The sequence below is a fragment of the Capnocytophaga sp. H2931 genome (assembly GCF_002302535.1).
GTDB classification, from domain to species: domain Bacteria; phylum Bacteroidota; class Bacteroidia; order Flavobacteriales; family Flavobacteriaceae; genus Capnocytophaga; species Capnocytophaga canis.
On sequence record NZ_CP022381.1, the window covers coordinates 631,260 to 647,044 of the forward strand.

Below are 15,785 nucleotides of genomic sequence, written 5' to 3' on the forward strand. Positions count from 1 at the left end.
TTTGTTCAAAACCCAAATATTGATTTCTATAAATCAACGAAATAACATATTAATTATCAAGCTATTAAAGCTAAGTTTTTGTAACTAATAGTTTATTACCGATATAATACGCAAAATGGTTTAGGCCTATTCTGTACAAGAAAAGACCTAAACCTTATATGTTAAACTTCGTAAAATTATTTCAATTCTACTTCAGCTCCAGCTTCTTCTAAAGACTTTTTAAGACCTTCTGCTTCGTCTTTAGATACACCTTCTTTAATTTTTGAAGGAGCTCCATCAACTACTTCTTTAGCTTCTTTAAGTCCAAGACCTGTTAATTCTTTAACCAATTTAACAACAGCTAATTTGTTAGCACCTGCTGATTTCAAGAATACATCAAATTCTGTTTTTTCAGCTACAGCCTCACCTGCTGCTGCTGGACCTGCTGCTACTGCAACCGCTGCAGCTGCTGGCTCAATTCCGTACTCATCTTTTAAAATTTGAGCAAGTTCGTTTACTTCTTTAACTGTTAAGTTTACTAATTGTTCTGCGAAATTTTTTAAATCTGCCATTTTCTATCGTTTTTTAAGTTTGTTATAAAATTTAATTTTGTGCGTTCAATCTACTATTTTTCAGACAAAGTTTTAATAATACCTGCCAATTTTCCACCTCCTGATTTAAGAGCTGAAACAACATTTTTAGCAGGTGATTGCAACAATCCGATAATATCGCCAATAAGCTCCTCTCTCGACTTGATTGCAACCAAAGTCTCTAATTGGTCTGCTCCAACGAAGATAGCTTCCTCAATAAAAGCACCTTTTAAAACCAATTTATCTGATTTTTTTCTGAATTCTTTGATAAGTTTCGCAGGGGCATTTCCTACCTCTGAAAACATCAAAGTACTATTTCCTTTAAGAACTGACGGCAATTCACCAAATTCTTTTTCAGAAGCCTCCATTGCCTTTGCAAGCAACGTATTTTTAACAACTGCCAATTTGATATTCGCCTTGAAACAAGCCTTACGTAAGTTTGTTGTTTCATCTGCATTCAAACCAGTTAGGTCAGCAACATAGATTACGTTATTCTCAGCTAACCGTGCAGTCAAATCCTCTATTACTAATGATTTTTCTTCTCTTGTCATAATTTCCTTTTTTAACTACCAATTAAACTGATTTCGTATCTACTGGCACACTTGGGCTCATTGTTGAAGACAAATAGATAGACTTCACATAAGTTCCTTTTGCTGCAGTAGGTTTCAATTTTATTAATGTCTGAATCAACTCATGAGCGTTGTCAATAATTTGCTCCGCTGAGAAAGATACCTTACCAATAGCAGCGTGAACGATACCTGTTTTATCAACACGGAAGTCAATCTTACCTGCTTTCACTTCTTGAACTGCTTTCCCGATTTCCATTGTTACTGTTCCTGTTTTTGGATTAGGCATCAAACCACGAGGACCTAAAACGCGCCCAAGAGGACCTAATTTACCCATAACACTTGGCATTGTAACAATTACGTCAACATCAGTCCAACCGTCTTTAATTTTTTGCAGATATTCATCCAATCCAACATAATCAGCACCAGCAGCTTTGGCCTCAGCCTCTTTGTCTGGAGTTACCAACGCAAGTACTTTCACGTCCTTACCTGTTCCGTGTGGAAGCGTAACCACACCACGAACCATTTGATTTGCTTTACGAGGATCAACACCCAAACGAACTGCAATATCAACCGAAGCATCGAACTTTGTATATGTGATTTGTTTCAATAGTGCAGAAGCCTCAGCCAACGAGTACAATTTATTGTAATCAACCTTTGATAAAGCCTCTTTGTGTTTCTTTGTCAATTTTGCCATAATTTTTCAGATTAAAAAGGTTTATCACCAGTTACTGTTATACCCATAGAACGTGCTGTACCAGCAACCATACTCATTGCAGACTCAATAGTAAACGCATTCAAATCCGCCATTTTATCCTCTGCAATAGCTCTTACTTGATCCCAAGTAATGCTTCCTACTTTTTTACGGTTAGGTTGCCCTGAACCTCCTTTAATCTTCGCGGCTTCCAATAGCTGAACTGCAGCAGGTGCGGTTTTAGTAACAAAGTCAAATGACTTGTCTTTATAAACAGTGATAACAACTGGGATAATTTTCCCTTGTTTGTCCTGTGTACGAGCATTGAACTGCTTACAGAACTCCATAATGTTAACACCGGCAGCACCTAATGCGGGTCCAATTGGTGGCGACGGATTCGCTTGACCTCCCCGAGCTTGTAGCTTAACTACTTTACTAATTTCTTTTGCCATTGTTTATTATTAATTAAAAAATTTAAAGTGTAAATAAAATTACACTTTTTTGTCTTATACTTTTTCTACTTGCATATAACTCAACTCAAGTGGCGTTTTTCGTCCAAAAATTTTAACCATTACCTCAAGTTTACGTTTTTCCTCATTTACTTTTTCAACTGTTCCATTAAAACCATTGAACGGCCCATCAATTACTTTAATTGTTTCTCCAACCGTATACGGAATCGCAACAGCTTCTACATTTTCGGCAAGATCATCGACCTGTCCCAACATGCGGTTCACATCTGATTTTCTCAGTGGAAGCGGATCTCCTCCTTTAGTTTCACTTAAAAAACTAACAACTCCTGGAATTGATTTGATTATGTGGATAACTTCACCTGCTAAGTTTGCTTTTACCATAACATAGCCCGGCATATGCACTTTCTCTTTATTTATTTTCTTTCCGTTGCGAATCTGAACAACTTTCTCGGTAGGCACCAAAACCTCCTCCACATAATCAGCGTACCCCAAACGAGTAGTTTCATTTTCTATGTAGTTCTTAACCTTATTTTCTTGTCCAGTAACAGCTTTAACAACGTACCATTTTTTCTCTAATATTCCAGACATCCCGTTATTTTTTTACTTCATAAAGTTAAAATACCAAGCCATTAGCCACTCAAAGAAAGAATCCATTCCCCAAATTAGGAGTGAAAACAAAACTGAAAAAACCACTACGATAACCATTTCCTTTTGAGCCTGAGCTAAGGTTGGCCACGTAACGTGATTTTTTAATTCCTCATAAGATTCTTTAATATAATTTACCATTATCTTATCGTTTTTGCACGGGTGGAGGGATTCGAACCCCCATCAACGGTTTTGGAGACCGCTATTCTACCCTTGAACTACACCCGTCTTTCATAAAGAAGTTTTGAACCATAAAGTTCAAAACCTCTTTAATATTATTAAATTGAAATATCAATTCTTATTAGTCAAGAATTTCAGTTACTTGACCTGCACCTACTGTACGTCCTCCTTCACGGATAGCGAAACGAAGTCCTACATTAAGAGCGATAGCTTGTAACAACTCTACTGTAATTGTTACGTTATCTCCTGGCATAACCATCTCAACTCCTTCAGGTAATGAGATAGTACCTGTTACGTCAGTTGTACGTACATAGAACTGAGGACGATATTTATCTTTAAATGGAGTATGACGTCCACCCTCTTCTTTGCTCAAGATATACACCTCTGCTTTGAATTTAGCGTGAGGCTTAACAGAACCTGGTTTACAAATAACCATACCACGTTTGATATCTTTTTTATCAATACCACGAAGTAATAGACCTACGTTATCACCAGCCTCTCCTCTGTCAAGGATTTTACGGAACATCTCTACCCCCGTGATTGTAGAAGTCAATTTCTCAGCTCCCATACCGATGATTTCAACAGCCTCACCTGTTTTAGCAACCCCTGTTTCAATACGTCCTGTTGCTACAGTTCCACGTCCTGTAATAGTGAACACGTCTTCAACTGGCATCAAGAATGGCTTATCAATATCACGAGTTGGCAATTCAATCCAGTTATCAACAGCTTCCATTAGTTTCATAACTGTATCAACCCATTTTGGCTCACCATTCAAAGCTCCTAAAGCAGAACCTTGAACGATAGGTCCGTTATCTCCATCATAGTCATAAGAGCTCAACAACTCTCTCATTTCAAGCTCAACAAGCTCTAACAATTCTGGGTCGTCTACCATATCCACTTTGTTCATGAAAACAACGATACGAGGAATACCTACCTGACGTCCTAAAAGGATGTGCTCACGAGTTTGTGGCATTGGACCATCCGTAGCAGCAACTACTAGAATTGCTCCGTCCATCTGAGCAGCACCAGTAATCATGTTTTTAACGTAATCCGCGTGACCAGGACAGTCAACGTGTGCGTAGTGACGGTTTGCTGTTTGATATTCAACGTGTGAAGTGTTGATGGTGATACCTCTTTCTTTTTCCTCAGGAGCGTTATCGATTGAATCGAAACTTCTTGCTTCAGAAAGACCTGCATCAGATAATACTTTAGTGATAGCAGCTGTCAAAGTTGTCTTACCGTGATCCACGTGTCCGATAGTACCAATATTCAAGTGGGGTTTGGAACGATCAAATGTTTCTTTTGCCATGATTAATAATTTTTTTTTAAATCTTAGTTATATAATTCAGTGTTAAATGTGTGCAATTCAAGAGCCAATGACGAGATTTGAACTCGTGACCTCTTCCTTACCAAGGAAGCGCTCTACCCCTGAGCTACACCGGCTTATAGCCTTCTGTGAGCGGGAGACGAGGTTCGAACTCGCGACATTCAGCTTGGAAGGCTGACGCTCTACCAACTGAGCTACTCCCGCATTTTTTTGGTGGGAAGAGCAGGATTCGAACCTGCGAAGACATAGTCAGCAGATTTACAGTCTGCCCTCGTTGGCCGCTTGAGTATCTTCCCTTTGCCACAATTATTAAAAGTATGAACTTTCGAGCCGATAGAGGGATTCGAACCCACGACCCCGAGATTACAAATCACGTGCTCTGGCCAACTGAGCTATATCGGCATAACTCTTTCGTTATTTCTAACGGAGTGCAAATGTATATATATTTTTTTTGTTAGCAAAATTTTTTACGTTTTTTTTACTCATAATTATCCATCATTTTACACAAAACACTGAAAAACAATATTTTATATAAAAAAAGATTTGCATACAGAGTGTTATAAAAATCATCATTTGAAAGAGAATGAATTAACTCCCCCCCTATCATATTTCTATTAATTCTCTGCCTACCAAAGCTACGACAAAAATGAAACTTTACCCTCCGCTGTATCTGATTCTAAAATTGCTCCAACACCTGAATGCGTTTTTCAATGGGTGGATGTGTAGCAAATAATGACATTATCCCTTTGCTTTTATGTTCTATGAACATCTCTTTTACTTCATCATTTTTGATATCCAGCTCTGAGTTTCCTGAAATTTTACGTAAAGCACTGGCTAAACCTAAAGGGTTTCGAGTCATTTCAGCGGCTCCTGCATCTGCCATATATTCTCGTTTTCGAGATAGAGCAAATTTAAAGACCATAGATAGTATGTATACGACAAAAGCTATTATCAAAAAGATTAATATGATCATTCCACCTCCACCTTTATCATTACTGCTTTTTTTCCTTGAAGAAAGTCCATTGCTCAGGAGCATACGAAAAGCTAAATCTGCCAAAACAGCAAAAATACCTACAAAAACAATAGTAACTATTAGCAAGCGTACATCTCGATTACGTATATGCATCAGCTCGTGTGCTATAACCCCCTCTAATTCTGCATCATCTAGTGTATTTATAAGTCCTCGGGTAAGGGTTACTGCATATGTTTTTTCATTGATTCCTGAGGCATATGCGTTCAAAACTTCGCTTTCTATGATGTACAGTTTGGGCATCTGCATACCAACCGACATACACAAATTTTCGGTCAAGTTGTAAACCCTCATGTTATTCCTACGTTCCAAAGGTTTGGAATTAGTAGCGAATTGAATCATTTGTGCATGAAAAAAGTAGGATATTAGAAACCAAACTCCAACAACAACCAAGACGACAGGTGTCGCTCCTACAAATAAGCTATTGGTAGTAGTAACATTTTGCTCGTTTGTAAAATACAAGAAAGCGTACACTTCCAATAACACCAATAGCGGAAAGGCAATTATTAAAAGTATGGATTTAAAATTATTTCGGGATATCTGAGACTGTATTCCGACGTACTGCATTTCGTTGGATTTAGAATGAAATCTCTGGAGCTTTGTCGAGGGTTGCTCGTTGCTCTGTTCCTAAATCGAAGAATGGCTGTACAGTCATTTTCTTCATTCCCGCTACAATATTGGTAGGAATTGACTGAATGGCTGTATTCAATTCTCTGGTCGTTGAATTGAAATATCTTCGCACCGAAGCTAATTTGTTTTCTATATCAGCTATCTCTTGCTGTAAGTGCATGAAATTAGTATTCGCTTTCAAATCGGGATATGCTTCTACCTGAATATTAAATGCCGACATTGCCATTCCCAATTCTTTTTCAGCTGCTATTTTTGAATTGACGTCTGTAGCATTCATGGCCTTACTTCGGGCTTGCGTCACTCGAGTCAAAACATCGGCTTCGTGTTGCATATATCCTTTAACCGCTCCTAACAACTGAGGAATTAAATCGTGACGTTGCTTTAACTGAACGTCAATATCGGCAAAGGCATTTTCTCGATTGTTTGACAAAGCAACCAATCTATTGTTGGTCATCACGTACCAAATTATCAATATTACAACAACCCCTAAAATGATTAATCCTATCATATTTTTATTTTTTTAAGTTAACTGGGACAAAGTTACTATTTTTTTTTATTTTATCCAAAATGTTTTGAAATTTATTGTTCTGAAAAATACGTCTCCTTACGGCTCCCCATTCTTTGTATTCTCACCAAAAAAATGTACCTTTGTCTTCTCTTATTTTTTATGAAAAAGCTATACATTTTATCAATTATCGCCTTTTTACCAATTCTTTTTTTGAGGTGCAATAAAACTGAAACACCTCCCAATATTGTTTTGTTTGTAGTTGATGACATGGGGTGGCAGGATACTTCGGTTGATTTTTTTGAACAAACTACGGATTTCAATCACATGTACGAAACTCCTAATATGGAACGGCTAGCGAGACAAGGAATGAAATTCACCCAGGCTTACGCTACCCCAATTTGTTCCCCTTCGAGAGTAAGTCTTTTCACGGGAACAAACGCAGCAAGACATCGAGTAACGAACTGGACTCTGCTTAGAGACACTTCTACGGATCAAAAAGATACTTTACTTACCTATCCGGAATGGAACGTTAATGGCATTGCTACCGAAAGTGGCATTCCGCGTACATTTGTTTCCACTACCCTACCTCAGCTACTACAAAAATCGGGATATCATAACATTCATATAGGAAAGGCTCATTTTGCTGCCAAAGACACTCCCTGCGAAGATCCTATTAACATGGGATTCCACGTGAATGTGGGTGGACATGCAGCAGGTGGATTGAAATCTTATGAAGGAGTAGACAACTTTGGGAACGACACGATACAAAAAAACATTTTTGCCGTCCCGCATCTAGAAGAATTTCATGGAAAAGATATTTTCGTTACAGAAGCCTTGACTCAAAAAGCCATTGAGAAACTTCAGAAACGCCCGAAAGAGAAACCTTTCTTTTTGTATATGTCACACTATGCCATTCATGTTCCAATAATGGGGGACAAACGTTTTGTTAACAAATATTTAGACAAAGGAATGCATCCTGTTGAAGCTAAATATGCCTCCCTAATTGAAGGTATGGACAAAAGTTTAGGAGACTTGATGAATTTTTTAGAACAGGAAGAGTTAAGTGAAAATACAATCATTATTTTTATCTCCGATAACGGTGGATTAGACGCTTGGGCAAGAGGCTTGTCAAAGAACAGTGCTAACCATCCATTGGCAAGCGGCAAGGGTTCGTTAAAAGAAGGAGGCATCCGCATTCCATTTTTGGTATCTTGGAAAGGAAAAATCATTGGAAATCAAACAAATAATAATATTGTAAGTATCGAAGATATTTTCCCTTCATTATTAGAAATTTGCAATATAGAAAAAGAAAATATCATACAAACTATTGACGGAAAAAGCTTTGTAAATCAACTTTTTACCCCAACTAAAAACATTCCTGAAAGAAATCTTTACTGGCATTTGCCTAATAATTGGTTTGGTTACAATCGCACATTAGGGTTGGGAGCATCAAGTGCTATTCGTAAAGGTAATTACAAACTCATATATTACCATGACTCTCAAGATTTTGAACTTTATAACATAACAACAGATATTAGTGAAAAACATAATATAGCTACTGAAAATCAGACTAAAACAGAGGAATTAGCTCATGATTTAGCAAATTATTTACGAGAGGCAAAAGCTCAAATGCCAACTGTTCAAATTACTGGAAAACAAGTACCTTACCCTGATGAAGCTATAAATAAAAAATTGTAAATATGAAACCCCTTATTATTACTTTTCTATTGCTTATTTCGGGAATATCGTTTGCTCAAAAAGTGGTCATAAAAACCTCAAAAGGCGATATTATTGTGAAATTATTCCCCAAAAAAGCTCCAAAAACAGTAGCCAACTTCCTTAGATATATCGATGAAAAACGATATGACGAAAAAAGTTTCTATCGGGTTGTAAGGCTTAATAATCAGAAACAAAGTACAAATCCTATTGAGGTAATTCAAGGAGGATTCTATAACGATACTCTCAACGTTTACCCTCCCATTAAAATCGAAACTACCCAACAGACAGGATTATCACACAAAATTGGAGCTATTTCAATGGCTCGAAGTTCTCCCGACAGTGCTACAACAGAATTTTTCATCGTACTCAACCAACATCAACCCCAATTGGACTACGGTGGTAAACGAAATCCTGATGGATATGGATTTGCTGTGTTTGGAAAAGTAGTCAAAGGGATGAAGATTGTCAAAGAAATCCAAAAAGGCAAAACCGTTCTATGGGAGGGATACGGACAGGAACAACTATTAAAAGAACCTGTCAGGATTATTTCCATCCGAAGACTAACAAACTAAATCCAGTACTTTTGAAAATTCTTCTTTGATTTTTCATTTTTTATACTTATATTTGCGTTTTAACACATAAAAAAACATTACACTATGTCATTTACATTACCAAAATTACCTTATGCTTATGATGCCTTAGAGCCTCATATTGATGCACGTACTATGGAAATTCACCATACGAAACATCACAATGCTTACACTACTAATCTAAATACAGCCATTGCTGGTACGGATTTAGAAGGAAAGTCTATCGAAGAAATTTTGAAAAACTTAGATATGAACAACGGAGCTGTTCGCAATAACGGAGGTGGTTTCTACAATCACAACCTATTTTGGGAAGTGATGTCTTCAAAAGGAGGCGGACAACCTACGGGCGAATTGGCTAACGCTATTAACGAGGCTTTTGGAAGTTTTGAAGCTTTCAAGGAAGCGTTCGCAAAAGCAGCAGCTACACGTTTCGGTTCAGGATGGGCTTGGCTTTGCGTTCACAAGGGTGGCAAAGTTGAAGTATGTTCTTCTGCAAATCAAGATAACCCTCTAATGCCTAACATAGGCTGTGGGGGATTGCCAATCTTAGGGTTAGATGTTTGGGAGCATGCCTATTACCTAAATTACCAAAACCGTCGTCCTGATTACATTCAAGCATTCTTTAATGTTATCAATTGGGAGAAAGTAGCGGAACTTTACGCTAAAGGAAAATAAGAATTGTTTCCATAATTATACGTAAAAGAGGTTGTTCTTTTTTCAAGACAACCTCTTTTTTTGATTTTTATCAGATGTTTTACTCCTACTTCAAAAGGACAGCTGCCACAGTTACGTAGCTTGTAGTATCAATCAGAATTGCACTTCCTGTTTCTCGTATTTTCTTGTAGCTGTCATATGCTAAAGGACTTGACGTTTTGATTTTTACAGTTACTACCTCATTCAACGAAACGGACGAAACGCCTCCAAACCGCTCTAAAGTATTCACATCAATTCGCTCTCTAATTTCCTTAACGATAGCATTAACCACTTGGGTATTATGTTGCAATAAATAACGCCCTCCAAGGTGTAACGGACGTTCATCCATCCAGCAGATGGTGGCCTCCAACTCATTGGAAACTTTGATAAGTTCATCATCTTTAGCAATTAATGAACCCCGACTGACATCTACATCTTCCTCCAAGTGAAGTACAGCACTTTGGGGAGCAAATGCTTCTACAACCTCTTGATTATTAACTTCGACAGCGGAAATGGTCGCCTCTATTTTGGAAGGATAAACCACTACCTTATCTCCTTTTTTAAATATGCCACTTTCAATTTTCCCTGCATATCCCCGATAATCATGAAGTTCTTCCGTTTGTGGTCTTAACACCAATTGCACGGGAAAACGAGCATTTGTCAAGTTAGTGGACGTGGCTAATTCAATGTTTTCTAATTGATTAAGCAATGAAGAACCTTTGTACCAATCCATTCTTGTTGATTTTTCAACAATATTATCTCCATTCAAGGCACTAATGGGTATAAATTCTACTCCTTTAAGTTCCAGGGCATTGGCTACTTCTTCATATTCTTGCTTGATTTCTTGAAAACGATTTTGTGAAAAATCTACCAAATCCATCTTATTGATAGCAACAATCACATGAGGAATATTTAACAAAGAAGCTATGATGGAGTGTCGCTTAGTCTGTTCAATAACTCCATTTCGAGCATCAATTAGGATAATTATCAGATCAGCATTTGAAGCTCCTGTGACCATGTTTCGAGTGTACTGAATATGTCCTGGTGCATCAGCGATAATGAATTTACGCTTAGGTGTTGAAAAATATTTATATGCCACATCAATGGTGATACCTTGCTCACGCTCGGCACGAAGCCCATCAGTCAGTAGTGCTAAATCGACACTTCCGTCTTCTCGGTTTTTTGAACTACGTTCCAAGGCCTCCATTTGGTCTATCAATATATTTTTACTGTCGTAAAGAAGCCTTCCGATTAATGTACTTTTTCCGTCATCAACACTTCCTGCTGTTAAAAACCTAAGTATATCCATTGCTTTTTATTCATTAACTTATGTCCGCAAAGGTAATAAATAATTGCATAACTAAAAAATCTTTTAAAAAAGTTTGTCATAATAAAAAAAAATCCTATATTTGCACCCGCAAACTCGGATGGAGTGATATGAATTGGCGAGGTAGCTCAGTTGGTTAGAGCGTTGGATTCATAACCCAAAGGTCACGGGTTCAAATCCCGTCTTCGCTACTTTTTAAGCGTAATAAATTGTAATTCAGTTTGTTACGCTTGATTTTTTAAAATAACTGTGTCAGATTTGTGTCACAAGGATTTTGGGCTAAAAACGATTTTAGCCTAAATAAAAAAATGCCTAAAAATCACTCAAAAAATCTTCAAGCCCTCAATAGGGCAAAAATATTCGTAGATTGTAAACCTGCCGAGCCTCACAAAGGCAAAGAGTGGAGAGTAAAGTTTTTTTTGAATTATTATATATTTAATTGATTATTCAGCTTCAAAAATAAAAGTTTCAAGGAGTTTTCTAACATTGTTTTTTGACTTCGAGTAGCATTTTCCTTTTCTTTTAAATCTTGCCAAATGATGTCTTATTCTGTTATTATATCCCTCCACTGTAAAGATTTCTGCTTTGGATTCCATATGCTTTTCACTTGGAATTACCCCTGAATAACTCTTCCAATAATCGCTACAAAAACCATTGATATCTCTGCTTTTCAATTGTTGCCAAAGTTTCAAAAAAGTTTCTGTATACTGCTTGCCACAATATTCAATATCCTTCCAAATACATTTGCAAAGCAAGACGCTTTTGTTCTGGCGTTTTACATCATATTTTTTCTCAACACTGAAAAAATAACCACACTCTTTACATTTATATTACTGTCTTCCTCCAACAAAACCTGCCTTAATCTTATTTAACGATTCGCATCTGGTACATTTCATTCGGCTAAATTATATGAAATATACCAAATTAAAAACACCATTTTTTAGGAGGTTTCGAAAAGAAAGATATGTCATAAAAAACAACACCTCTGAAAATTTGGTAAGAATCAAATCCAGAGGTATTGTTTTTTACGGATGAAATATCTTTATTTAGCCTTATTATATAATTCTGCTACTTTATTCCAATCAATTACGTTAAAGAAATTTTGAATGTAATCTCCTCTTTTATTTTGATATTTTAGGTAGTACGCATGTTCCCACACATCCATTCCTAAGATAGGTGTTCCAGAAATTTCCAATCCTGGCATCAAAGGATTATCTTGGTTAGCTGTACTTCCGATTTGTAATTTACCATTATTTACAACTAGCCACGCCCATCCTGATCCGAAGCGTTTACCTCCTGCCTCTGCAAAAAGTTTTTTAAAATTTTCAAAACTTCCGAACTCATTGTTGATAGCTGTTGCCAAAGTTCCTGTTGGCATACCTCCTCCTTTTGGAGAAATTACATCAAAATAGAGATTGTGGTTATAATAGCCTCCAGCATTGTTTCGTAAGGTCGCATTATTCATATCCAAAGTTTTAAGCACTTGTTCAATGGATTGATTTGCTTGAGCTTTGCCTTCAACAGCTTTGTTTAGATTGTTCAAGTATCCTACGTAATGTTTCGAAAAGTGTATGAACATAGTTTCCTGGTCAATGTAAGAACTAACCGCATCGTAACCATAGTTTAGAGGTACGATTTTAAAGGCTCCTTCATTGGCTTTAACTTCACTGGGACTTCCGTAATTTACTTTTTCTGTTTTAGCTTGTCGGGTTTCTTTTTTCTTTTTCTGAGCATATAGCTCTCCTGATGAGAAAACAGCTCCTGAAAATATCAGAGCTGTCATAGGGATTAATTTACGTAATTTCATAATGTGACATATTTTTTCTCGCCAAAAATAGAAAAAAAATATAGATATAAAAATTATTTTTCATTTTTTCTGTACTATCGGATGATATTAACGCCTTATTATCAATAAGTTTTACCTTAAAAGAGATTTTTTAGTACATTAGCTTCTAAATTTTATTTTCCATTAGAATAGAAAGAAAGCTTCTAAATTTGGTAATTTTTAGGCTAAACAAACTTCAATAATTTGTTATTTGTTATTTTTATGTTACCTTTGTGGGAGTAATTTATTTCAGATTTTTACAAACTTAAAAAAATAAAATCATGTATAAAACACTCTGTTTTTATTTGTTGTGTTTGGTGTCAGTACCTATATTTTCTCAATCAGTTATTGAGGGATATGTGTCTGATTATCAAATGAAAAATGCATTACAAGATGTAAAGGTTCGTGTTGAGGGTACTACCATTGTTGGGGTTACGGACATCAACGGTTTTTTTAGTATTGAACTTCCGGAAGGATCTTATGTATTGCGTTTTTCAAAGGAATCTTATGTTGAAAAACGCATGTTGATAGAACTCTCTGGATTGAAAGTTACCTTGCCGGTAGTTTTTATGGATGCCGATTTTGTCCATGAATCTGAACAAATGGCAGTTATCACCGAAAGTGAATTGGAAGATGATGAAAGCGGTGCTGATTCTATGTCTGGACTTTTACATAGTTCACAGGACATTTTTATGCGTCGGGCAGCTTTTGATTTTAGTGCTGTTTTTTTTAAGCCTCGAGGATATGATTCTAAAGATGTTACAGTTTTAATGAATGGAATCCCGATGAATCGTATAGAAAATGGAAGGGCTCAATGGAGTAATTGGGGGGGGCTTAACGATGTCACAAGAACCCAAGAGTCACAGCACGGTATAGCCAAATCAGATTATACTTTCGGAGGAATAGCAGGGTCAAATTATATCAACATACGACCATCATTGAATCGTCCAGGATTCCGATTTACAACTTCCGCAGGAAATCGAAGCTATGCTGGGCGGATTATGTACACCTACAACTCGGGATTATCTAAAAAAGGATTCGCCTATTCTTTTTCCACATCGCGTCGATGGGCAGGAAATAGGTCGTACATTGATGGAACGCTCTATAATTCATATGCCTCATTTGGTGCGGTTGAATATCACCTAAATCAACACCATAATTTTACGCTCCTCGGAATGTATTCACTTACTCGAAGAGGAAAAACAGCTCCATTGACTCGTGAGGTAATTGATTTGGCAGGATATAAATACAACCCTTACTGGGGAAATCAAGCAGGAGAGATACGAAATTCAAGAAATCGAATAATTGATGAACCTATTTTTATATTGTCGTATGATTTTCATAAGAATAATACTCGCTTGAATGTTGATTTGGGTTATCAGTTTGGAAATATGGGGAACACACGTATCAGCTATGGTAATGCGTCTAATCCTGAACCAAATTATTACCGAAATTTACCCAGTTACTATATAAACCAACGTACGGGGCCAAATTGGGAAATGGCAAATTTGCAAAAGGATTATTTTTTGAAGCATCAACAATTGGATTGGTCATCGTTGTACCGTGCCAATATGAATACTCGTAATGATCGTAGCGCTTTCATTATCAGTAATGATGTGAATGATGAACGTACGTTTTCTGCTAATGTAAACTTTTCAACTCCTCTACAGGAAAACATTCAATGGACATCAGGATTAGTCTACCGAAATATAACTTCTGAAAATTATGCACAGATAGATGATTTGTTGGGAGGTTCTTTCTTTATGAATTACGACTATTTTGCGAATAAACCGTATGATGAGAATGATACTAATTTACAAAAAGTCAAAGGAGATAAATGGAATTATGAATACGGATTGAAAAGTTCTTTAGGAGAATTCTTTTCGCAGGTGGATTTTAAGTTTCATAAGGTTGATTTTTTTGTTACAGGTAGGCTACATCATGCTGAATATCAACGCGAAGGAAAATATAGCTATGCTCTTTTTGCGGATTCTTTTGGCAAGGGTGACCGAAAAATATTTAGAGGCGTGAGTACCAAAGCTGGATTGACTTATGCTCTCACAGGAAGACATATTTTCCAGCTGAATACCGGCTATTTTAATACTCCACAATCCATACGAAATAGTTTTGCTAATATTCGTTATTCCAACAGAATACTGCCGAACTTAAAAAATGAAACGGCCTACACTTTTGATGGAAGCTATATTCTCCGAGTACCTTACTTCAAATCACGCTTGACAGGATACTACACTCATGTTGAAAATACTTCTGAAACCAACTTTTTCTTTACAGAAATGGCTTTGACCGATGAAATTTCAAGTGATTTTATTTCACAAACGGTTGACAACATTCAAAAACGACATTTTGGTTTGGAATTTGGTGCGGAGGCTCAGATTTTTCCTACGTGGAAGGTTACAGCAGCCGCAGCTATCGGACAACATACATATATCAATAATCCTAAAATGTATGTGTCATCGGGAGAAATAGGAGTAATTGAAGTAGATAAAGTATCGTTGAAGAACTACCGTGTTCCAAGTGGGCCGCAACAGGCTTATTCCATAGGGATCGAGCATCGAAATAAAAAATATTGGTGGGTATCTGCTACTGCTAATCTATTGACTGATAATTACGTATCTATATCTGCTATTAATAGAACACGCGGTTTTTTTATCAATCCAGATACTAGAAAAACATTTACAGATATTGATGAAGAACTCGCTCGCAAACTACTAAAACAGGAACGTTTACAAGATGTTTTTTTGGTAAATGTTGTAGGAGGAAAATCATGGCGTATTAAAAAAACGTACGTGAGCCTAATTGGTAGTGTCAACAATTTATTCGGTCAAAATTTCGTCTCAGGAGGCTTCGAACAGTCACGCACTGCTAACTACGGAAGTATGCTCAGAGACAATGCTCACGGCGTACCATCGTTTGGCCCTCGTTACTTTTTGGGCTACGGACGAACCTATATGATTAATTTAGCTATAAGTATATAAACCTTTAAAGAAAATG

General features: G+C 36.8%; 15 protein-coding genes, 6 tRNA genes and 1 pseudogene. 5 read left to right on the forward strand and 17 right to left on the reverse strand.

What is annotated here, in order from left to right; genetic code table 11:
* Positions 1 to 176: 176 nt before the first annotated feature.
* The 14 genes from rplL to CGC52_RS02700 form a co-directional block, all read right to left on the reverse strand.
* Positions 177 to 551, reverse strand: coding sequence for a 50S ribosomal protein L7/L12 (gene rplL / locus CGC52_RS02635; RefSeq protein WP_095893361.1), 375 nt, complete (start codon positions 549 to 551; stop codon positions 177 to 179).
* Between the two features lie 53 nt (positions 552 to 604).
* Positions 605 to 1,120 (reverse strand): 50S ribosomal protein L10, encoded by a 516-nt coding sequence (gene rplJ, locus CGC52_RS02640; RefSeq protein WP_042005300.1) that lies wholly within the window; start codon positions 1,118 to 1,120, stop codon positions 605 to 607.
* A 22-nt stretch (positions 1,121 to 1,142) separates the two neighbouring features.
* On the reverse strand, positions 1,143 to 1,832 hold the full coding sequence (gene rplA, locus CGC52_RS02645) for a 50S ribosomal protein L1 (RefSeq protein ID WP_042005299.1): 690 nt from the start codon (positions 1,830 to 1,832) through the stop codon (positions 1,143 to 1,145).
* A gap of 11 nt (positions 1,833 to 1,843) precedes the next feature.
* On the reverse strand, positions 1,844 to 2,281 hold the full coding sequence (rplK, locus tag CGC52_RS02650; protein ID WP_042005298.1) for a 50S ribosomal protein L11: 438 nt from the start codon (positions 2,279 to 2,281) through the stop codon (positions 1,844 to 1,846).
* Between the two features lie 54 nt (positions 2,282 to 2,335).
* A complete protein-coding gene (nusG, locus tag CGC52_RS02655) occupies positions 2,336 to 2,887 on the reverse strand; it encodes a transcription termination/antitermination protein NusG (RefSeq protein ID WP_042005297.1) in 552 nt (183 codons plus the stop codon).
* 12 nt (positions 2,888 to 2,899) lie between these two features.
* Complete coding sequence (gene secE / locus CGC52_RS02660) at positions 2,900 to 3,085, reverse strand: preprotein translocase subunit SecE (protein WP_042005296.1); 186 nt, start codon at positions 3,083 to 3,085, stop codon at positions 2,900 to 2,902.
* A gap of 16 nt (positions 3,086 to 3,101) precedes the next feature.
* Positions 3,102 to 3,172, reverse strand: a tRNA-Trp gene (locus CGC52_RS02665).
* A 73-nt stretch (positions 3,173 to 3,245) separates the two neighbouring features.
* A complete protein-coding gene (gene tuf, locus CGC52_RS02670; RefSeq protein ID WP_042344887.1) occupies positions 3,246 to 4,433 on the reverse strand; it encodes an elongation factor Tu in 1,188 nt (395 codons plus the stop codon).
* A gap of 62 nt (positions 4,434 to 4,495) precedes the next feature.
* Positions 4,496 to 4,567: transfer RNA gene (locus CGC52_RS02675), tRNA-Thr, on the reverse strand.
* Positions 4,568 to 4,582: 15 nt separating this feature from the next.
* A tRNA-Gly gene (locus tag CGC52_RS02680) sits at positions 4,583 to 4,655 on the reverse strand.
* A 7-nt stretch (positions 4,656 to 4,662) separates the two neighbouring features.
* Positions 4,663 to 4,747: transfer RNA gene (locus CGC52_RS02685), tRNA-Tyr, on the reverse strand.
* A 32-nt stretch (positions 4,748 to 4,779) separates the two neighbouring features.
* Positions 4,780 to 4,853 (reverse strand) — tRNA-Thr (locus CGC52_RS02690).
* Between the two features lie 274 nt (positions 4,854 to 5,127).
* Positions 5,128 to 6,048 (reverse strand): M48 family metallopeptidase, encoded by a 921-nt coding sequence (locus tag CGC52_RS02695; RefSeq protein ID WP_095893362.1) that lies wholly within the window; start codon positions 6,046 to 6,048, stop codon positions 5,128 to 5,130.
* 10 nt (positions 6,049 to 6,058) lie between these two features.
* Positions 6,059 to 6,619 (reverse strand): LemA family protein, encoded by a 561-nt coding sequence (locus tag CGC52_RS02700; RefSeq protein WP_042005293.1) that lies wholly within the window; start codon positions 6,617 to 6,619, stop codon positions 6,059 to 6,061.
* Between the two features lie 210 nt (positions 6,620 to 6,829).
* On the opposite strand from CGC52_RS02700, the gene CGC52_RS02705 reads away from it, so the two are divergent.
* The 3 genes from CGC52_RS02705 (at position 6,830) to CGC52_RS02715 (ending at position 9,603) form a co-directional block, all read left to right on the forward strand.
* Positions 6,830 to 8,317, forward strand: coding sequence for a sulfatase (locus tag CGC52_RS02705; RefSeq protein ID WP_232751831.1), 1,488 nt, complete (start codon positions 6,830 to 6,832; stop codon positions 8,315 to 8,317).
* A gap of 2 nt (positions 8,318 to 8,319) precedes the next feature.
* Positions 8,320 to 8,910: a peptidylprolyl isomerase gene (locus tag CGC52_RS02710; protein ID WP_095893364.1), complete on the forward strand. Its 591-nt coding sequence runs from the start codon at positions 8,320 to 8,322 to the stop codon at positions 8,908 to 8,910.
* An 84-nt stretch (positions 8,911 to 8,994) separates the two neighbouring features.
* Positions 8,995 to 9,603, forward strand: coding sequence for a superoxide dismutase (locus CGC52_RS02715; RefSeq protein WP_042005291.1), 609 nt, complete (start codon positions 8,995 to 8,997; stop codon positions 9,601 to 9,603).
* Between the two features lie 85 nt (positions 9,604 to 9,688).
* Here CGC52_RS02715 and CGC52_RS02720 read toward each other — a convergent pair whose 3' ends face one another.
* Positions 9,689 to 10,930, reverse strand: a complete 1,242-nt coding sequence (locus tag CGC52_RS02720; RefSeq protein WP_095893365.1) for a sulfate adenylyltransferase subunit 1 — start codon at positions 10,928 to 10,930, stop codon at positions 9,689 to 9,691.
* A 135-nt stretch (positions 10,931 to 11,065) separates the two neighbouring features.
* On the opposite strand from CGC52_RS02720, the gene CGC52_RS02725 reads away from it, so the two are divergent.
* Positions 11,066 to 11,139: transfer RNA gene (locus CGC52_RS02725), tRNA-Met, on the forward strand.
* A gap of 236 nt (positions 11,140 to 11,375) precedes the next feature.
* Here the strand turns inward: CGC52_RS02725 and CGC52_RS11405 are convergent.
* Together CGC52_RS11405 and CGC52_RS02740 are read right to left on the reverse strand one after the other, a co-directional pair.
* Positions 11,376 to 11,844 (reverse strand): annotated as a pseudogene (locus CGC52_RS11405) (IS1 family transposase).
* A 146-nt stretch (positions 11,845 to 11,990) separates the two neighbouring features.
* Positions 11,991 to 12,755 carry a superoxide dismutase gene (locus CGC52_RS02740; protein ID WP_042005289.1) on the reverse strand — a complete coding sequence of 255 codons (765 nt, stop codon included), beginning with the start codon at positions 12,753 to 12,755 and terminating at the stop codon, positions 11,991 to 11,993.
* Positions 12,756 to 13,054: 299 nt separating this feature from the next.
* On the opposite strand from CGC52_RS02740, the gene CGC52_RS02745 reads away from it, so the two are divergent.
* Positions 13,055 to 15,769: a carboxypeptidase-like regulatory domain-containing protein gene (locus CGC52_RS02745; protein ID WP_095893368.1), complete on the forward strand. Its 2,715-nt coding sequence runs from the start codon at positions 13,055 to 13,057 to the stop codon at positions 15,767 to 15,769.
* Positions 15,770 to 15,785: the final 16 nt, after the last annotated feature.